The 20726-nt window shown below is 77.3% G+C and carries 5 protein-coding genes; 1 reads left to right on the forward strand and 4 read right to left on the reverse strand.

Annotation, left to right across the window (positions count from 1 at the left end):
* Positions 1-83: 83 nt before the first annotated feature.
* From TK50_RS11315 to TK50_RS11330, 4 genes are all read right to left on the reverse strand, one after another.
* Positions 84-2879 carry a carbohydrate-binding protein gene (locus tag TK50_RS11315; RefSeq protein ID WP_043964296.1) on the reverse strand — a complete coding sequence of 932 codons (2796 nt, stop codon included), beginning with the start codon at positions 2877-2879 and terminating at the stop codon, positions 84-86.
* 56 nt (positions 2880-2935) lie between these two features.
* A complete protein-coding gene (locus TK50_RS11320) occupies positions 2936-3526 on the reverse strand; it encodes a hypothetical protein (protein WP_144420212.1) in 591 nt (196 codons plus the stop codon).
* Positions 3527-3652: 126 nt separating this feature from the next.
* Positions 3653-4666, reverse strand: coding sequence for a 3-dehydroquinate synthase family protein (locus tag TK50_RS11325; RefSeq protein ID WP_043962705.1), 1014 nt, complete (start codon positions 4664-4666; stop codon positions 3653-3655).
* Positions 4657-5514 (reverse strand): hypothetical protein, encoded by an 858-nt coding sequence (locus tag TK50_RS11330; protein WP_063838564.1) that lies wholly within the window; start codon positions 5512-5514, stop codon positions 4657-4659. The genes TK50_RS11325 and TK50_RS11330 overlap by 10 nt, the downstream gene beginning before the upstream one ends.
* Positions 5515-5714: 200 nt before the next feature.
* Here TK50_RS11330 and TK50_RS11335 point away from each other — a divergent pair, with 200 nt between their 5' ends.
* The gene (locus TK50_RS11335; protein WP_043962706.1) at positions 5715-20696 is read left to right on the forward strand and encodes a type I polyketide synthase; all 14982 of its coding nucleotides are present in this window, start codon (positions 5715-5717) and stop codon (positions 20694-20696) included.
* Positions 20697-20726 lie beyond the last annotated feature (30 nt).

Consider the following 20726-nt stretch of genomic DNA (forward strand, 5'->3'; position numbering starts at 1 on the left):
GCCGGATTCTTCGCGGAGCGCAGGCCGAGGGGCGGGCACCGGTAGGTCCCCGCCCCTCGGATCGACTCACCCGGTCAGCTGTGTCACCAGGCAGTGCCGCAGGACTTCGCGGTGCCGGTCGCCGGCACGAACGCCATCGCGTCCCAGGCGATGTCGACCTCGCCGTTCGCGCCGGTGATCCTGTTGCTGAGCTGTACGCGCGCACGCGGCCCGAGGGTGTGGCGGCCGAGGCTCACCCACCGGTCGGCGCCCTGGGTGGCTGAGTCCTGGTTGACCACGCAGGTGCGCTCCTGGTCGCGGGGGTCGTTGTAGATGCCGATACCCGGCTGGATCAGGTATTCGGCCGCCGTCTCGTTGGCGCCGTGCGACGGCAGGTGCACCACGATGTCCCAGCTCTGGATGCCACTGCGAATGTTCGGCGTCCACGTGCCGACCACCTGGTGCAGCGGCGCGTCGCTGTCGTCGACGCTGTGGGTGAACCACATGTGGCCGAGATAGCCCGCCCCGAGCTGATGGACGTCGATGTCTGCGTAGAAGCTGTTCCCGTCGCCCGCAGGAGACCCGAGGCGGAGGGTGAACTTGCCGCCCCAGCTCTGCCCCGCGCAGCCCAGCGGATTGATCGACGAGTCCTTCAGGTCGTCGACCACCAGAGCCCCGCTCGCCGAGAACGGAGTGCACCGCTTCGGATAGACCGCCTTGACGGCCGGCTCTGCCGAACCCACCGCGTACACCAGCTTCTCGGTGCTCAGCGGGGCGGCCTCGGACGCCCAGCTGGTGCTGCCGTGCCACCAGCAGGACTCGTCGCAGCCCGAGTTGTCCCCGAACGGGGAGCAGTTGTTCGCCGCACCGCAGAACTGGTACCTGCTCGGCAGGCTCAGCTGGTTGCTCGACGATCCGAACAGCGGCTTGGAGTACTTCGTCACCGGATCGATCCACTGCCACTGCGGCACCTCGGCCCAACCCATGATCCGCTCCGGGTAGGACCAGTCCGACGGGTGGCTGGCGTCGTCGGTGTTGATGCGCAGGAACGGCGCCCGGTTCGCCGGGTACGACGGGTTGGCCGGGTTGTTGAACCACCCGAGCCCGTAGTTCCCGTTGGCGCCCGGCTCGCCCCGCGGGTGCACGCCGCTGTTGTAGCCCCAGACCGCCAGGAACCAGTTCTCGATGTAGCGGGGGTCGTTGGTGTTGACCGATATGCCGAGCGACTGCACCTGGTTGAACTTCTCGACGAGGATCCGCAGACCGGCGGCGATGTTCGCGGCGTAGTCGCTCGAGATGGCCACCCGCTCGGCCTCGGTCCACTTCGTCGAGTCCCAGGTCATGCCGTCGGTGACCTGGGAGATGCCGTATCCGCAGTCGCTGCTGTCGTAGTCGATGTAGTCCCACCCCCACGAGCTGCTGCTGCGGCTGCCGTAATAGTCGGAGACGAGGGGGTTGCCGCCGTCGCCCGGCGCGGCATGCCAGGAAGCCTGTGCCATGTTGGTCTCCTGGGCCAGCACCGCCAGCATCACCTGCGCGGGCACCCGCGGCCCGGACGGCAACGGGAAGAGCCCCTGCGGGGTGTACGCCGGCCCGCCGGTCTTCAGGTAGTTCGCCGGTCGGGAGACGGTCAACTTGCCCTGCACGGCGAGGTCCACCGCCCACTCCACCTGGTTGGCGCTCGGCTGGAGCACCTGGCGGCGAATGTCGTTGCGGGGAACCGCGCAGGTCGGCCGGAAGAAGGGGTTGGTGATGACCTCTCCGGTGATCTGCGCGCTGGGGGCCTGCCGCCGACCGGCCCGGGGAGCGGCGACGTCCGCTGGAGCCTTCGGCGTGGTGGTCACCGTGTGCCGGCTCTCCCGGCCGCTCCTCGTGGCCCGGACCGTGACGTCGAGGCGGGTTCGGCGGTCGGCCTGACCCGTCTCGACCGGGCTGGCCGACATCAGCAGCAGGTGTCCCTCCCGAGAGGCCACCCGGGTCTTGTCGCCGGCCGTGAGCAGCACCAGGTCGGCGGGGTGCCGGCGGATTCCGGCGATGTCGCCGACGAGGGCGTTGCGACCGCCCGAAAGGCCGACCAGTTCGAGGCCGGTGGCCCGGCCAGTGCCGAGCACGGTGTGCCGGCGGCCGTCGTACCGGTGGGCGCTCGCCCGGGCCTCGACGCCCGGCTTCGCCTCGTCCACGGTCAGCACGTCGACCGCGCCGGCAGCCGTCACCCGCACGGCGAACGGCTGCCCGCCCGGGTCGGCCAGCTTGGTGAGCTTGCCGGCCCGGAGCCGGTGCAGACCGCCCCGGAGGATGCCGTAGTCGCCCTCGGCCGCCGGTGCCGCGTTGGTGAACTGCCCGGCCAGGCGGACCGTCGAGGTCACCTTGCCGGCTGCCGCGTCGATGGCGATGACCTCGGTGGTCTGTTGGTCGACGTCGGTGGGCCGGGTGACCAGCACGCGTTCACCGGCCCCGCAGGACGGGTTGTAGTACGCCAGCTGAACCCGTTCCTTCAGCGGAACGACCTTGCCGTTGGTCAGGTCGACCACCGCGACGTAGGCGCCCTTGGTGGCCAGTTCCGGCTTGTTGCTGTACGAGGTCGGCGCGTACACCGCGACGGCACGCTTGCCGGAGCCGGTGACACAGACGCTGCCCGTCCAGTTGCCGACGTCGGGGAGACCGGCATTCAGTGTGGTCAGGTTCGACCAGGCGAAGGCGTCCCGCTCCCGGGCCACGAACAGGTGGAAGCCGCTTCGGTCACCGGCCCCGGCGACCAACTGGTCTCTGGAGCCGGCCCAGTCGGGGCCGAGCGAGGCGTCCGGGTCGGCGAGCGCCCCCCGGCTCAGGGTCTCGGCGGGGACCGGTGAGATCGGCCGGGCGGCCACAGGCTGGGGAACGACAAGCACCGAGGCGCTCATCGCGACCACCGCACCGAGCGCACCAAGGACGACCGGTCGCGCCGGTCGGTCACGCTTCAGTTCCACTTGGTGCACTCCAGTTGCTCGTCGGGATCGTTGTTCGGAGTGGGAGGGTCCCCCGAGCCGACCACGTACCAGCAGGCCCGCACCGACTTGTTCCAGTCCGTCATCGCCGAGCGCCACAGGTTGACCCCGGCCGTCGTGTAGTTGACGTACGCGTCAGGGAAGAGCGGGGACGGTGCCGCTGGCTTGCGCATCTCGTTCGCGCCGTACTGGGTCAGCTCCCAGAACTGGAACTCCACCTCCCAATACGTCTCGTCGAAGGTGATCAGCCAGTCCGTCCAGGTCGACTGGCAGCTCGGTGAGTAGTAGAGCGTGCTGGTGCCTTCCAACAGCTTGACGCTGTCCTCGGGCGACTCGACGAGGATCCGTTGGTCGTCGGCGACCACCTTGTCGGCCAGGCAACCCGCGTCACCGGCCCACTTGCCCTCGCACGTCTCCGCCTTGCAGCTCGCAGCCCGGGCCGCCTGCGGTGGGGTGACAGCCGCGCCACCGACTGCCAGCACGATGGTGAGAGCGGTCGCCGACCCGAGGATGCGCGACCACCGGCTGCGCACGGCGGATGCGGCCGAGGCGAGCCTGCTCATGCCGCGCATGGGCCACTTCTCGATGGGGCTGGGTGAAGTCCGAGAGTCATCATGTCGCCAGCGTCCCCGGGGCCGTCACGGCCGGATCATCGTCCCGTCATCAGCGCCGACGGAGTGCCCTTCCTCTCACCCCAGTGCGGTGCGGACGGCCTCCGGTGGGACGTCCGCCACCAGCTCCGGCCCGGCCGGGCCGTCGAGGACGAACGACAGGCCCGCCGTGGCCTTCTTGTCGCGCCGCATGAGCGCGACCAGCTCGTCGTGGTCCACGTCGGAGGGCAGCTCCGTGTCCAGGCCGTAGCCGGCGACCACCTCGTGGTGCTCGGCGACCCGCTCGGGGCCGATCCGACCGAGGACGCCGGCGAGCCGGCCCGCGAAGACCGTGCCGACGCCGACGGCCTCGCCGTGCCGCAGCCGGAAGCCCGTGGCGACCTCCAGCGCGTGCCCCAGCGTGTGGCCGTAGTTGAGGATGTGCCGCAGCCCCGAGTCGCGTTCGTCGGCGGCGACGACCCGCGCCTTGAGCGCCACGCACGCGGCGATCTGCTCCGCGACGGGCCGCCCGCGCAGGTCGCCCGCGCCGATGAAGTGGGCGCGGGCGATCTCCCCGTACCCGTTGCGCCGTTCCCGCTCCGGCAGGGTCGTCAGGTGTTCGGTGTCACAGAGCACCGCGCGGGGCTGCCAGTAGACGCCGACGAGGTTCTTGCCCTCCGGCAGGTTCACCGCCGTCTTCCCGCCGACGCTGGCGTCGACCTGGGCCAGCAGCGACGTCGGCAGGTGGATGACGGCGATCCCCCGGTGGTAGAGGCCGGCGGCCAGCCCCACCACGTCGGTGGTGGTGCCGCCGCCGCAGGAGACCACCGCGTCGGTGCGGGTCAGCCCGAACTCGGCGAACGCCCGGCACAGCTGTTCCACCGTGGCGAGGGTCTTGTCGTGCTCGCCGTCGCGGGCCGGCACCACCCGGTGGGGCACGCCCGGGTCGGGCGTCCACTCCGGCGGCCGGGCCGAGACCACGACGACCCGCCGCGCGCCGATCCGCGCCACCGCCGCCGGCAGCCGGTGGCGCACGCCCGGCCCGATCAGCACCGGGTAGGCGCGCTCGCCGAGCGCCACCTCGATCCGCGCGGGGGTCTCCGTCACCTGCATGCGGCTGCTCTCTCCTCCGACTCGGGTGCGCGGCGGACCAGCGTCAGCCGCAGCGCCAGCGCTGCCAGCGCGTCGACGTCCGGGGCGATGCCCCACCGGTCGTGGCTGAGCTGGGCGTGGTGGGCCAGCAGGAAGCCGCGCGGCGCGTCCGGATGGTCCCGCCCGGCGACGTCGGCGACCCGGTCCAGGTAGCGCCGCCACGCGGCCTCGGCCGTCCCGCCCGGCGGCAGGTCGTCCGCCGCGAGGACGATCTTGTCCGCCCCGGCGGCGGCCTGCGCGGCCAGTTCCCGGCGGTGCGCCCCGGTGAGCGTCGCGCCGCGGTCCTGCCAGTGCAGGAAGAGGAACGCGGCCCGGTCGGCCGCCGGCAGCAGCCCGGCCAGGTGCCGCAGGTGCGCCACGGCCAGCGGCAGCTCCGCGCCGGGCAGCCACGGCCCGTCCCCGGCGAGCAGGGCCAGCGCCAGGTCGCTGCCGGCCTGCGCGAGGGGTCCGCCCCGGGCCGGATCGCGGACCACGTGCGCCTCGTCGACCAGGGAAAACCCTCGGTCGTACGCGCGCAGCCCGGCCCGGACCACGTCGAGCCCCGCCGCCGACGCGCGGATGCCGAGGCGCAGCCGCGGCCCGGCGGCGGAGCCGGCCGGGGCGACCGGGGCGCCGGTGGGGTCGAGCCGGTCGTAGAACCAGCCGGACCCCGGGTCGGCGCGGCGGGCGGCGGCGACCAGCCCGGCGACGACGGTGCCGACCAGCTCGGCCGCCCCGGCGTCCGGGCAGCCGCCGGCCGGCACGGCCAGGCGGGCGAACAACCACGAGCGTTCCAACGACGGCACCTCGACTGACGGAAGGTGGGGCATGGGCACGACGGTCTGCGCAGGCTCGCCCCATCATCACCTCCGCCGCAGGTCGCGCCGGTCGGTCGGCGGCCGGAACTGGGGACGGGTTAGGGGTGCGACAGGGGTAGGTCGCCGCCACGACGCTGGGAAGACTTGTGCCGTTACGGCGAGCGAGGTCTACGCCGCGGATGGGGAGTCTCGCCGAGCGGACGGATGGTGACATGCTTCGGAGCGACCTGGTCCAGCCGTTGCCCGGTCTGCTGAAGGCGCACGCGGAGGAGTTCGGGGACCGGGTCGCGTTCCGCGACGACCGCCGCGCCGTCCGGTACGCCGAGCTGGCGGCGCGTACCGCCCGGCTGGCGGGGCACCTGGCGGCGGCGGGGGTGGGCCGGGGCGAGCGGGTGGCGTTCTGCCTGGGCAACCGGGTGGAGACGGTCGAGACGTGGCTGGCGGTCACCCGGGCCGCCGCGGTCGGCGTACCGCTGAACCCGCGCTGCACCGACGCGGAGCTGGCCCATCTGCTGGACGACTCGGGCGCGGTGCTGGTCGTCACCGACCCGGAGCACCTCGACCAGCTGCTGCGGCTGCGCGCCGACCGCCCCGCCCTGCGCCTCTGGGTCACCGGCGACGGCGTGGCCCCCGACGACGTGGCCGCCTGGGGCGAGCTGGTCGACGCCGAACCGGGCGTGCCGGCCCGCGACGACCTGGGCCTCGACGAGGTCGCCTGGATGCTCTACACCTCGGGCACGACGGGCCGGCCCAAGGGCGTGCTCTCCACGCAGCGCACCTGCCTGTGGTCGGTGGCGTCCTGCTACGTGCCGATCCCCGGCCTCACTGGCGACGACCGGGTCGTGTGGCCGCTGCCGCTGTTCCACAGCCTGTCCCACATCGGTTGCGTGCTCAGCGTCACCGCCGTCGGCGCGAGCGCCCGGCTCGTCGACGGCTTCTCCGCCGACGACGTGCTGGCCGCCGTCGCCGAGGACTCCGCGACGGTGCTGGCCGGCGTGCCCGCCATGTACCACCACCTGGTCACCGCCGCCCGCAGCACCGGCTTCCGCGCCCCCGACCTGCGGGTGTGCCTGGTCGGCGGGGCGATCACCACCGGGGCGCTGCGCCGGGCGTTCGAGGAGGTCTTCGACGCGCCGCTGCTCGACGCGTACGGCAGCACCGAGACCTGCGGCTCGATCGCGATCACCCGCCCGGACCGGCCCCGGGTCGAGGGCTCCTGCGGGCAGCCCGTGCCCGGCGTCGAGGTGCGCCTGGTCAGCCCGCAGACCGGGGTGGACGTCCCGGCCGGCGTCGAGGGCGAGGTGTGGGTACGCGGCCCGAGCGTCATGCTCGGCTACCACGGCCTGCCCGAGGTGACCGCCGCCGCGCTGCGCGACGGCTGGTACCGCACCGGGGACCTAGCCCGCCGCGACGCCGACGGCAACCTCTTCGTCACCGGCCGACACCAGGAGCTGATCATCCGGGGCGGGGAGAAGATCCACCCGGCCGAGGTGGAGGACGCGCTGCGGTCGGTGCCCGGCGTCGCCGACGTGGCGGTCACCGGCCGGCCGCACGAGGTGCTCGGCGAGGTGCCGGTGGCGTTCCTCGTACCCGGCCCGGACGGGTTCGACCCCGCCGCCGCGTACGCGGCCTGCCGGGAGCGGCTGTCCTACTACAAGGTCCCCGACGCGCTGTACGAGATCGACCGGGTGCCCCGCACCGCGTCCGGCAAGGTCACCCGCCGGCTGCTGCTGGCCCGGCCGGCGCGGCTGCGCGCGGTCAACGGCGGCCACCACGACACGCTCAGCCGGGTCACCTGGCAGCCGCTGGACCTGGCCGCCGCCGCCGAGCCCACCGCCGAGGCCAGCGCCGAGCCGACCCCCGGACCGCGTCGCTGGGCGGTCGTCGGGCCGGGCGGCGACGCCCTCGTCGAGGCGCTGGTCGGGGCGTCGGCGGGCGACGTGTTCCGGGCGTACCCGGATCTCGCCGCGCTGGGCGACGACCCGTACGCGCCCGACGTGGCGCTGCTGCCGGCCGGCGTCGCCGACCCGCCGGACCTCGCCGGGCGGCTGGGCGACCTGCTCGCCGACGCCCGGTACGCCGGCACCCGGATCGCGCTGCTGACCACCGGCGCCGTCGACGCGTCCACTCCCGACCGCCCCGACGACCCCGACCTGGTGCCGGCGGCCGTGGCGGCGTGGGCGTGGGGGCGCTGCCTGCACGCCGTGTACCCGGATCGGGTCGTGCTGGTCGACCGGGACGCCGACGACCTGTCGCTGGCCCTGGTGCCGGCCGCCGTGGCCACCGGCGTCGCGCAGGTCGCGCTGCGCGCCGGCGCGGCCCGGCACCCGGCCCTCGGGCCGGCCCCCGCCCGCGCGCCCCGGCGGCCGGCGACGGTGGTCGACCCGGCCGCCCCGGCGGTGGTGACCGGGGTCGACGGGCCGACCGGCGCGGCGCTGGCCCGGCACCTGGTCGCCGCGCACGGCGCCCGCCGGCTGCGGCTGGCGCACGCCGGCCCACCCGACGACGCCGCCCTGCGGCGACTCGTCGCGGACCTGACCGACGCGGGCGCGACGGTCACCCCGCTGGACGCCGACGCCGACACCGACGGAGCGCCCGCCGGTGCCGTCGCCGCCGACGGGCCGCTCGGCGCGGTCCTGCTCTGTCCGTCGGCCGCCGACCTCGCCGACGACGCCGCCGTCGCGGCGCTGCTGACCCTCGCCGGGGCGCTCGACGCCCGGACCCGGCACGCCGCCGCCACGGCGTTCACCGTCGCCGTCCCGGCGGCCCTGCTGCTCGGCGCGGCCGGGCGGGAGCGGGCCGCGGCGGCCGTCGCGGCCCTGCACGCCCTCGTCGCCCGCCGCCGCGCGGCGGGCCTGCCCGCCCGGCTGATCGGCACGACCGACCCGGCCGCGCCGCCGCAGCCGGCCGATCCCGCCACGCCGCCGCAGCCGACCGACGCCGCCGGCCGGCGGGTCGACCCCGCCGCGCCGCCGCACACGGCCGGCGCCGGTGCCCCGGCGGGCGGGACCGCCGTCGACCTCGCCGCGTTCGACGTCGCCCACGACGGCGACGACCCCGTGCTGCTCGCCGTGCCGGCCGACGCGACCCACCCCGCCTGGCGGCCCCCCGCGCGCGCGGCGGGCGAGGGCGGCGACGCGGCCGAGCTGCGCCGCCGGCTGGCCGGCCTGACCACCGCCGAGGGTGACCGGCTCCTGCTCGACCTGGTCCGCGCCGCCACCGCCGACGTCGCCGGCCTGCCCGGCCCGGCCGCCGTCCGCCCCGGCCGCGCGTTCAAGGAACTGGGCTTCACCTCCGTCGGTGCGGTCGCCCTGCGCGACCGGCTGGCCCGGGCCACCGGGGTACGGCTGTCCGCCACGGCCGCGTTCGACCACCCGAGCCCGGACGCCCTCGCCCGGCACGTCGCCGCCCGGCTGCGCGGCGGCCCGGACGCCCCCGTCGCCCCGGCCGGGCCGGCCACCGCGCCCGACGCCGACGATCCCGTGGTCATCGTCGCGATGGCCTGCCGCCTGCCCGGCGGCGTCGGCTCCCCGCAGGAGCTGTGGGACCTGGTCGCCGAGGGCCGGGAGGGGCTCACCGGGTTCCCCACCGACCGGGGCTGGGACCTGGCGCACCTGTTCTCCGACGACCCCGACGCCCCCGGCACCTCGTACGTGCGCGTCGGCGGGTTCCTGCCCGACGCGGCGGACTTCGACGCCACCCTCTTCTCGATCAGCCCCCGCGAGGCGCTGGCCATGGACCCGCAGCAGCGGCTGCTGCTGGAGACCTCCTGGGAGCTGTTCGAGCGCGCCGGCATCGACCCCACCTCGCTGCGGGGCAGCGCCACCGGCGTCTTCACCGGCGTCATGCACCACGACTACGCCGCCAACCTGCGCCAGGCCCCGCCCGGCACCGAGGGCTACCTGGGCGTCGGCACCGCCGGCAGCGTCGTCTCCGGCCGCGTCGCGTACGCGCTGGGGCTGGAGGGGCCGGCGGTCACCGTGGACACCGCCTGCTCGTCGTCGCTGGTGTCGCTGCACCTGGCCGCCCAGGCGCTGCGCGCCGGAGACTGCGACCTCGCGGTCGCCGGTGGCGTCGCGGTGATGGGCACCCCGCAGGCGTTCGTCGAGTTCAGCCGGCAGCGCGGGCTCGCCCCCGACGGCCGGTGCAAGGCGTTCGCCGACGCCGCCGACGGCACGGGCTGGTCCGAGGGCGTCGCCGTGCTGCTGCTGGAACGCCGCTCCGCCGCCCGCCGCAACGGCCACCCGGTGCTCGCCGTGCTGCGCGGCAGCGCGGTCAACTCGGACGGGGCGTCCAACGGGCTGACCGCCCCCAACGGCCCCGCCCAGGAACGGGTCATCCGGCGGGCGCTGGCCAACGCCGGGCTCACCGGGGCCGACGTGGACGTCGTGGAGGCGCACGGCACCGGCACCCGGCTCGGCGACCCGATCGAGGCGCAGGCGCTGCTGGCCACGTACGGTGCGGGGCGCGGCGACGCCGAGCCGCTGCGGCTGGGCTCCCTGAAGTCGAACCTCGGCCACACCCAGGCCGCCGCCGGCGCCGCCGGGGTGATCAAGATGGTGCTCGCCCTGCGGCACGGCACGCTGCCGGCGACCCTGCACGTGGACGCCCCGACGTCCGAGGCGGACTGGGCCGGCGGCGCGGTGGAGCTGCTCACCGAGGCGCGCCCGTGGCCGGCGGTGGACCGGCCGAGGCGGGCGGCGGTCTCGTCGTTCGGCATCAGCGGCACCAACGCCCACGTGATCATCGAGGCGCCCCCCGCCGCCGACGACGAGGAGACCGCCGCCGACCTGGCCGCCCCGGGCACCACCCGCCGCCGGCCGCCGGTGCCGTGGCCGCTGTCCGCCGCCACCGGCGAGGCGCTGCGCGACCAGGCGGCCCGCCTGCTCGCCTGGCTCGACGGCCCCGGCGCGGACGCCGACCCGGCCGACGTCGGGCACGCGCTGGCCACCACCCGCGCCGCCCTGGAACACCGGGCCGTGGTGCTGGCCGGCGACCCGGCCGCCGCCCGCGCCGGGCTGACCGCGCTGACCCGGGGCGAGGCGGAACCCGACACCGCCGCCGTGCTCACCGGCCGCGTCGCCGACGGCCGGCTCGGCCTGCTCTTCGGCGGGCAGGGCGGCCAGCGCCCCGGGATGGGCCGCGAGCTGCGGGCCGCGTACCCGGTCTTCGCGGAGACGTTCGACGCCGCCTGCGCCGAGCTGGACCGCTGCCTCGCCGGGCACGCCCCGCACCCCGTCGCCGACGTGGTCGCCGCCGCCGACGGCACCGACCTCGCCGCCCGGCTCGACGACACCCTCTACACCCAGCCGGCCCTGTTCGCCTTCGAGGTGGCCCTCCACCGGCTGCTGGAGTCCTGGGGCGTACGCCCCGACGCGCTGCTCGGCCACTCCGTCGGCGAGCTGGCCGCCGCGCACGTCGCCGGGGTGTTCTCCCTCGCCGACGCGGCGGCGCTGGTGGCCGCCCGCGCCCGGCTGATGCAGCAGCTCCCCGACGGCGGCGCGATGGTCGCCGTGGAGGCCGACGAGGCGGAGGTGGCCGCCCACCTCACCGACCGGGTCGGGCTCGCCGCCGTCAACGGGCCGCGCAGCGTCGTCCTCTCCGGCGACACCGACGCGGTGCTGGCCGTCGCCGCGACCCTGCGCGCCGCCGGCCGGCGCACCAGCCGGCTGCGGGTGTCGCACGCGTTCCACTCGCCGCGCATGGAGCCGATGCTCGACGCGTTCCGTGCCGTGGCCGCCGGCCTCACCTACCGCACCCCGCACCTGCCCGTGGTGTCCAACGTGACCGGTCGGCCGGTCGACCCGGCCCGGCTCTGCTCGCCGGAGCACTGGGTGGAGCACGTGCGCGGCACCGTCCGCTTCCTCGACGGGATGCGCGCCCTGCGCGGGCTGGGGGTCACCACGTTCCTGGAGGTCGGCCCCGGCGGGGTGCTCACCGCGATGGCCCAGGACTGCCTCGCCGACGACACCGCCGACGAGCTGGCCTTCGTGCCCGCCGTGCGGACCGTCGACGGCGAACCGGACGCGCTGGTCGCCGCCGTGGCGCGGCTGCACGTGCGCGGCGTCGCCGTGGACCCGGCCGCCCCCGCCGGCCCAGGGCCGCGCCGCCGGGTCGACCTGCCCACGTACGCGTTCCAGCGCCGGCACTACTGGCTGCCGTACTCGGCGGTGGCCGGCGGACCCGCCGACGTGGGGCTGGCCGACGCCGGGCACCCGCTGCTCGGCGCGGTGCTGCCCGTCGCCGGCACCGGGCAGGTCGTCTGCACCGGGCGGGTCGCCGCCGCCACCCACCCGTGGCTGGTCGCGCCCGACGCCGACGGGCCGGCGCTGCTGCCCGCCACCGCCCTGCTGGACGTGTTCGCCCACCTCGGCGTGCTGCTCGACCTGCCCACCGTGGAGCGGCTGCGCGTCCCCGCGCCGGTGCCGCTGCCCGCCGGCCTCTCCGTCGACGTGCAGGTCACCGTCGACGCGCCCGACGAGCACCCGCGCCGGGTGGCGCGCTGCCACGTGCGGGCCGCCGACGGCCAGCCGTGGCGGGAGGTCGCCGAGGCCGTCCTCGCCCCCGCCGACCACCAGGCCGGACCGGCCGCCGCCGCGGCGGTGTGGCCGCCCACCGGGGCCCGGCCCGTCGACCTGGACACCCCGCAGCGGCGGGCGCTCGCCGGCGACCTGGCCCGGGCCGCCTGGGTCGCGGGGGACCGGCTCTGCGTCGACGTACGCCTGCCGGAGGACGCCCGGGACGCCGACGCCGACCGGTACGCGGTGCACCCGCTGGTGCTGGACGCGGCCCTGCGCCTGCTCCCGCTCGCCGGCTTCGCCCCCGCCGCCGGGGCCGCGGCGCGGCCGACCGCGACCGACTGGGCGGGGGTGCGCGTGCACGCCACCGGCGCGCACGCCCTGCGGGTCGTGCTCGCCCCCGCCGGGGCGGACGCGGTCACCCTCTCCGCCGTCGACGACGCCGGTGCCCCCGTGCTCGACGTGGAGCGGGTGGTGCTGCGCGCCGTGGCCGCCCCGGCCCCCGACGGCCCGGCCCCCGCCGCCGCCCCCGCAGGCCTGTACGCCGTGGACTGGCTGCCCGCCGCAGCCCCGGCGACGCCGGTGCCCGCCTGGGCGCTCGCCGACGGCGCGCCGCCGGCCGGCCCACTGCCGCCGCTGCTGGTGCTGCGGGTCGGCGACGGCGACCCGGCCGCGCCGGTGCCCGACCGGGCGCACGCCGTCGGCCTGGACACCCTCGGCGTGCTCCAGCGCTGGCTGGCCGACCCCCGTGCCGAGAGCACCCGGCTCGCCGTCGCCGTCCGCGACGGCGACCCCGCGCACGCGACCGTCGCCGGGCTGGTCCGCGTCGCCCAGGCCGAGCACCCCGACCGGTTCCTGCTGCTGCGCCTCGACGCGGCCGACGACGCGGGGATCCGCACGGCCCTGGCCGCCGGCCCCGACGAGCCGGAGGTCGCCGTCCGCGACGGCCGGGCCCTGCTGCCCCGGCTGCGCCCCGTCGAGCCCCCCGCCGGCGGTACGCCGCCCCCGGCCCCGACCGGCGGCGTGCCCGCGCCCGCCGCCGGCCCGCTGCCGGCGTCGACCGCTCCCGGCTCGACCGCCGCCGGGCCGCTGCCCGCGCTGGCCGGCGGGACCGTCCTCGTCACCGGCGGCACCGGCGGGATCGGTCGGCACGTCGCCACCCACCTGGCCGCCGCCCACGGCGTCGCCGAGCTGGTGCTGGTCAGCCGCACCGGCCGGCACGCCGACTGGATGGACGCGCTCACCGCCGCCGGGACGACCGTGCGGGTCGTCGCCGCCGACGTCGCCGACCGGGCCGCCCTCGACGCGGTCCTCGCCCCGCTCGCCGGCCGGCTCACCGCCGTCGTGCACGCCGCCGGGGCCACCGACGACGCCCTGCTCACCGGCCTCGACGCCGCCCGCTGGGAGCGGGCCCTGCGCTCCAAGGTGCACGGCGCGTGGCACCTGCACGAGCTGACCGCCGGCCTCGACCTGGCCGCGTTCGTGCTGTTCTCCTCCGCGTCGGCCGTGTTCGGCAGCCCCGGGCAGGGCAACTACGCGGCCGGCAACGCGTTCCTCGACGCCCTCGCCGCGCACCGCCGCGCCCACGGCCTGCCCGCCACCGCCCTCGCCTGGGGCCTGTGGGCCGAGCCCGAGGGGATGGCCGGCGCGCTCACCGCCGCCGACCTGGCCCGCCTCGCCCGGGGCGGCACCCGCCCCCTGGACACGGCCGCCGGCCTGGCCCTGTTCGACGCCGCCCTGCACGCCGACCGGCCCGCGCTGGTGCCGATCGGGCTGGACCTGGCCGCCGTCCGGGCTGCCGGGGAGGCGCCCGCCCTGCTGCGGGCCCTGCTGCCCCCGCCGCCGCGCCGGGCCGTCAACGCCGACCCCGCGCCCGCCTCCGCCGCCGGGTTCGCCGACCGGCTCGCCGGCCGCACCGAACCCGAACGGGCCGCCGCGCTGCTCGACCTGGTGCGCGCCCGGTGCGCCACCGTCGTCGGGCACACCGGCGGCGAGCAGATCGAGCCGCGCCGCCCGTTCAAGGACCTGGGCTTCGACTCGCTGATGGCCGTGGAGCTGAGCAACCGGCTCTCCGCCGCCACCGGCGTCCGGCTCGCCCCGCACGCCGTGTTCAACCACCCCACCCCGGAGCTGCTCGCCGCGCACCTGCACGCCCGGCTGCTCGGCACCACCGCCGCCGAGGTCGCCGACGCCACCACCGTCGCCGCCGACGAACCCGTCGCCGTCGTCGCCATGGCCTGCCGGTTCCCCGGCGGCATCGGCTCGCCCGAACAACTGTGGCGGCTGCTCGACGACGGCGGCGACGTCATCGGCGACCTGCCCACCGACCGGGGCTGGCCCGACCTGTACGACCCGGTCCCCGGCACCCCCGGCCGCACCTACGTGCGCTCCGGCGGATTCCTCGCCGGCATCGCCGACTTCGACGCCGCGTTCTTCGGCATCAGCCCCCGCGAGGCGCTGGCCATGGACCCGCAGCACCGGCTGCTGCTGGAGACCTCCTGGGAGGCCCTGGAACGCGCCGGCATCGACCCCGGGACCCTGCGCGGCAGCCGCACCGGCGTGTTCGCCGGCACCCACGGGCAGGACTACGCCGACCAGATCGCCCCCGGCGTCGCCTCCGACGACGGGGAGACCACCGCCGACGAGGGGCACCTGCTCACCGGCACCGCCGGCAGCGTCCTGTCCGGCCGGGTCGCGTACGCCCTCGGGCTGGAGGGGCCCGCCGTCACCGTCGACACCGCCTGCTCGGCGTCCCTGGTCGCGCTGCACCTGGCCGCGCAGGCGCTGCGCGCCGGCGACTGCGACCTGGCCCTCGCGGGCGGCGTGTCGGTGCTGTCCAGCCCCGCCGGGCTCACCGGGTTCAGCCGCCAGCGCGGCCTCGCCGCCGACGGCCGGTGCAAGGCGTTCGCCGAGGACGCCGACGGGTTCGGCATGTCCGAGGGCGTCGGCGTCCTCGTCGTGGAACGCCTCTCCGACGCCCGCCGCCGCGGCCACCCCGTCCTCGCGCTGATCCGGGGCACCGCCGTCAATCAGGACGGGGCGTCCAACGGGCTGACCGCCCCCAACGGGCCCTCCCAGGAGCGGGTCATCCGGGCCGCGCTGGCCGCCGCCGGCCTCACGCCCGCCGACGTGGACGCCGTCGAGGCGCACGGCACCGGCACCCCGCTGGGCGACCCGATCGAGGCCGAGGCGATCCTCGCCACCTACGGCCAACGCCCCGCCGACGCCCCGCCGCTGCTGCTCGGCTCCGTCAAGTCCAACCTCGGGCACACCCAGGCCGCCGCCGGCGTCGCCGGGGTGCTGAAGATGGTCCTCGCCATGCGGCACGGCGTCCTGCCCCGCACCCTGCACGCCCAGCAACGCACCACCCGCGTCGACTGGGCCGCCGGCTCCGTGGAGCTGCTCACCGAGGCCCGCCCGTGGCCGCGCGCCGACCGGCCCGCCCGCGCCGGGATCTCCTCCTTCGGCATCAGCGGCACCAACGCCCACGTCGTCGTCGAGGCCGTCGCCGACGAGCCGCAGCCCGACCCCGCCCCGCCCACTGACCCCGCCGCCCTGCCGTGGCTGCTGTCCGCGCGTACCCCCGGGGCACTGGCCGGGCAGGCCCGCCGGCTGCGCGACCACCTCGCCGACCACCCCGACCAGCCGCCCCGCGACGCGGCCTGGTCGCTGGCCACCACCCGGGCCGCGTTCGACGCCCGGGCCGTGGTCGTCGCCGCCGAACCCGACCGGGTCGCCGCCGCCCTCGACGCGCTCGCCGCCGGCCGCCCCGACCCCGACCTGGTACGCGGCGACGCCACCGCCGCCGGGAAGGTCGTGTTCGTCTTCCCCGGCCAGGGCTCCCAGTGGCCCGGCATGGGCCTCGACCTGCTCGACCAGGCACCCGTGTTCGCCGAGCGGATGGCCGCCTGCGACGCGGCCCTGCGCCCCCACCTGGGCTTCTCCGTGCTCGACGTGCTGCGCCAGGCCCCCGACGCGCCGAGCCTCGACCGGGTCGACGTGGTGCAGCCGGCCCTGTTCGCGACGATGGTGTCGCTGGCCGAGCTGTGGCGCTCCTACGGCGTGCGGCCCGCCGCCGTCGTCGGCCACTCGCAGGGCGAGATCGCCGCCGCCTGCGTCGCCGGGGTGCTCTCCCTGCCCGACGCGGCGAAGGTGGTGGCGCTGCGCAGCCGCGCGATCCGGGCCCTGGCCGGGCACGGGGCGATGGCGTCCGTGGCGCTGCCCGCCGACGTGGTCCGCGACCGCATCGCCCGCCACGGCGACGCCGTCGCCGTCGCCGCCGTCAACGGGCCCGCCGCCGTCGTCGTCTCCGGCGAGGAGGCCGCCGTCGAGGAGGTGCTCGCCGAGCTGGCCGCCGACGGGGCCCGGGTGCGCCGCATCGCCGTCGACTACGCCTCCCACTCCGCCCAGGTGGAACGGATCCGCGCCGACCTGGCCGAGGCACTGGCCGGCATCAGCCCCGGCCCGGCCGCCGTGCCGCTGTTCTCCACCACCGACCTGCGCTGGCTCGACGGGCCTGAGCTGGGCCCCGACTACTGGTACCGCAACCTGCGCCAGCCCGTCGAGCTGCACCGGGCCGTGGCGGAACTGGCCGCGCTCGGCCACGACACGTACGTCGAGTGCAGCCCCCACCCGGTGCTCACCGTCGGCATCACCGAGACCCTCGCCGAGCACGACACCCCGCACGTCGTCGTCGGCTCCCTGCAGCGCGACCAGGGCGACCGGGCCCGGTTCCTGCTCTCCGCCGCCCAGCTGCACGTGCGCGGCGTCGCCGTCGACTGGCGGCCCGCCCTGGCCGGCGGCCGGCGCGTCGACCTGCCCACGTACGCGTTCGACCACCGCCGCTACTGGCCCCGGCCCGCCACCGGCCCCGGCGACGTCGGCGCGGCCGGCCTCGACGCCGCCGGGCATCCGCTGCTCGGCGCGTCCGTGGCGCTGGCCGAGGCGCGCGGGCACCTGTTCACCGGCCGGATCGCCGCCGGCGCACCGGCGTGGCTGGCCGACCACCGGGTCGGCGAGACGGTGCTGGTGCCCGGCACCGGCCTGGTCGAGCTGTGCCTGCGCGCCGGCGACGAGGTCGGCTGCCCCGTCCTCGACGAGCTGGTCATCGAGGCCCCGCTCGCGCTGCCCGCCGACGCCGCAGGCAGCCCCGGAGCCGGTCGCGCCGCCACCCAGGTGCAGCTCACCGTCGGCGCGGCCGACGACACGGGCCGCCGCCCCGTCGCCGTGCACTCCCGCCCCGCCGACGCCCCGCCCGGCACCCCGTGGACGCGGCACGCCAGCGCGACCCTCTCCGCCGCGCAGCCCGCCCCGCCCGCCGGCCTCGCCGCCTGGCCGCCGCCGCACGCCCGCCCCGCCGACCTCACCGGCTTCTACGCCGGGCTCGCCGCCGACGGCTACGCGTACGGGCCCGCGTTCCAGGGGCTGCGTGCCGTGTGGACCGGCGACGACGAGGTGTACGCCGAGGTGGAACTGCCCGCCGGGCAGCGCGCCGACGCCGACCGGTACCACCTGCACCCGGCCCTGCTCGACGCCGCCCTGCACGCCGCGCACTTCGGCGGCGTCGGCGACGCCGGGCCCGACCGGCTGCTGCTGCCGTTCGCCTGGAACGGCGTCGCCCTGCACGCCGCCGGCGCGTCCGCGCTGCGGGTCCGACTCACCCGGGTCGCCCCGCACGCGATCGCGCTGACCGTCGCCGACGCCACCGGCGCACCCGTGGCCGAGGTGGCGTCGCTGGCGATGCGCCCCATCCCCCGCGCCGAACTCGGCACCCGCGACGCCGCCGTCGACGACGCGCTGTTCCGCCTCGACTGGCAGCCCTTCGCCGCGCCGGAGACCCCCGCCCCGGCCCGCGTCGTCGCGCTCGGCCGGGCCGTCGGCGCGTTCCCGCACCACGCCGACCCGGCGGCGCTCGCCCGCGCCGTCGACGGCGGCGCGTCCCCGCCCGACGCGGTCCTCGCCCCGCTGGGCTGGTCCGACGCCCCCGCGCCCGACGTGCCCGACGTGCCCGACGCGTTCGCGGGGGAGCCCGACCGGGCGCGGGCCGTCGCCGCCGAGGCGCTCGCCCTCGTCCAGGCGTGGCTGGCCGACCCCCGCTGGGCGGCCACCCCGCTGGTGCTGCTCACCCGGGGCGCGGTCGGCGTGCACAGCCCCGCCGAGGTCGACGACCCCGACGCCGCCACCGCCTGGGGGCTCGTCCGCACCGCCCAGTCCGAACACCCCGACCGGTTCGTCCTGCTCGACGCCGACACCCCGCCCACCGACGCCGAGCTGACCGCCGTCCTCGCCGCCGCGGAACCCCAGGTGGCGCTGCGCGCCGGCACCCCGTACGCCCCCCGGCTGGCCCGCCGCGTCGAGGCCGCGACGCTCACCCCGCCGGCCGGCGCGACCGCCTGGCGGCTCGACACCACGGCGCGCGGCAGCCTGGAGAACCTCACCCTCGCGCCCACCGACGCCGCCGACGCGCCCCTCGGCCCCCTCGACGTGCGGGTGCGGGTCCGCGCCGCCGGCCTCAACTTCCGCGACGTGCTCAACGCGCTCGGCCTCTATCCCGGCGACCCCGGGCCGCCCGGCGGCGAGGCCGCCGGCGTCGTCACCGAGGTCGGCGCGGACGTCACCGACCTGCGCCCCGGCGACCGGGTCCTCGGCGTCTTCGTCGGCTGCTTCGGCCCCGTCGCCGTCACCGACCGCCGGCTGCTCGCGCCGGTGCCCGACGGCTGGACGTACGCCCAGGCCGCGTCCGTGCCGGTGGTGTTCCTCACCGCCTACCACGGGCTGGTCAACCTGGCCGGGCTGCGGGCCGGCGAGTCCGTGCTCGTGCACGCCGCCGCCGGTGGCGTCGGCATGGCCGCCGTGCAACTCGCCCGCCACCTCGGCGCGCACGTCTACGCCACCGCCAGCCCCGGCAAGTGGCCCGCCCTGCGCGCGATGGGCATCCCCGACAGCCACCTCGCCTCGTCGCGCACCCTCGACTTCGAACCGCACTTCCTTGCCACCAGCGGCGGACGCGGCGTCGACGTCGTCCTCGACTCCCTCGCCCGGGAGTTCGTCGACGCCTCCCTGCGGCTGCTGCCCCGCGGTGGCCGGTTCGTCGAGATGGGCAAGACCGACCTGCGCGACCCCGACCGCGTCGCCGCCGACCACCCCGGCGTCGCCTACCAGGCGTACGACCTGACCACCGTGGACCCCGACGAGGTCCAACGGATGCTCGTCGAGCTGATGGGCCTGTTCGCCGCCGGCAAGCTGACCCCCCTGCCGGTGCGCGCCTGGGACGTCCGGCAGGCCCCCGACGCGTTCCGCCACGTCCAGCAGGCCCGGCACGTCGGCAAGGTGGTGCTCACCGTGCCGGCCCCGTGGGACCCCGACGGCACCGTCCTGCTCACCGGCGGCACCGGCCTGCTCGGCGGCCTCGTCGCCCGCCGCCTCGTCACCGGCCACGGGGTGCGGCATCTGCTGCTCGCCAGCCGGGGCGGCCCCGACGCACCCGGCGTCGCCGACCTGACCGCCGAGCTGACCGCCCTCGGTGCCACCGTCACCGTGGCCGCCGCCGACGTCGCCGACCGCGCCGCCGTGGCCCGGCTCGTCGCCGCCGTGCCCGCCGAGCGTCCGCTCACCGCCGTCGTGCACCTCGCCGGGGTCCTCGACGACGGCGTGGTCACCGCGCTCACCCCCGACCGCCTCGACACCGTCTTCGCCCCCAAGGTGGACGCCGCCCGGCACCTCCACGAGGTCACCCGCCACCTCGACCTCGCCGGGTTCGTGCTGTTCTCCTCCGGCGCCGGGGTGTTCGGCGTGCCCGGCCAGGGCAACTACGCCGCCGCCAACGCCTACCTCGACGCCCTCGCCACCCGCCGGCGCGGCGCGGGCCTGCCCGCCCAGTCGTACGCGTGGGGCCTGTGGGAGCAGGCCAGCGCGATGACCGCGAAACTGGACCGCGCCGACCCCCGGATCACCGCCCGCGACGGGCAGCTCGCCATCGGCACCGACCTCGGCATGGCGCTGTTCGACGCCGGCCTGGCCGCCCCCGAGGAACACCTCGTGCCCACCCGGGTCGACGTGACCGCCCTCGCCGGCCGGGCCAGCGTGCCCGCGCTGATGCGCGGCCTCGTCCGACGCGTTCGCCCCCGGGCCCGCGCCGAGGCCGCCCCCGGCGGCCGGGACCTCGCCGGCCGGCTGCGCGCCCTCACCACCGGCGAGCAGTCCGCCCTGCTGCTGGACCTGGTCCGCGCCGAGGCGGCCACCGTCCTCGGCCACGCCAGCCCCGACGCCGTCAAACCCGCCCAGGCGTTCAACGAGATCGGCTTCGACTCGCTGACCGCCGTCGAGCTGCGCAACCGGCTCACCGAGGCCACCGGCCACCGGCTGCCCGCCACCGCAATCTTCGACTACCCGGACCCGACCGCGCTGGCCGGTTTTTTGCGCGCCCAGCTCGTGCCCGACGGCGGCCAGGCCGCGCCGGCCATCCTCGCCGAGCTGGAGAACCTGGAACGGTCCCTGGCCGAGACGGTCGTCGAGGCGGAGCTGCACACCCAGGTCGCGGCTCGGCTGGAGGTGCTGGTCGCCAAGTGGCGCACCATGCGCGGCGCGTCCGCCACCGACCACGACCTGGACCTGGACCTCGACCAGGCCAGCGACGACGAGATCTTCAGCCTGATCGACACGGAACTCGGGCTGTGACGCCCGACCCGACGCGCGGACCCGGGGGGA

Source organism: Micromonospora haikouensis (genome assembly GCF_000876225.1).
Lineage (GTDB): Bacteria > Actinomycetota > Actinomycetes > Mycobacteriales > Micromonosporaceae > Micromonospora > Micromonospora haikouensis.

Coding starts and splice junctions, on each gene's coding strand:
- TK50_RS11335 (WP_043962706.1), top strand. CDS start 5,715: ATGCTTCGGAGCGACCTGGTCCAGCCGTTGCCCGGTCTGCTGAAGGCG.
- TK50_RS11320 (WP_144420212.1), bottom strand. CDS start 3,526: ATGAGCAGGCTCGCCTCGGCCGCATCCGCCGTGCGCAGCCGGTGGTCG.
- TK50_RS11325 (WP_043962705.1), bottom strand. CDS start 4,666: ATGCAGGTGACGGAGACCCCCGCGCGGATCGAGGTGGCGCTCGGCGAG.
- TK50_RS11330 (WP_063838564.1), bottom strand. CDS start 5,514: ATGCCCCACCTTCCGTCAGTCGAGGTGCCGTCGTTGGAACGCTCGTGG.
- TK50_RS11315 (WP_043964296.1), bottom strand. CDS start 2,879: ATGAGCGCCTCGGTGCTTGTCGTTCCCCAGCCTGTGGCCGCCCGGCCG.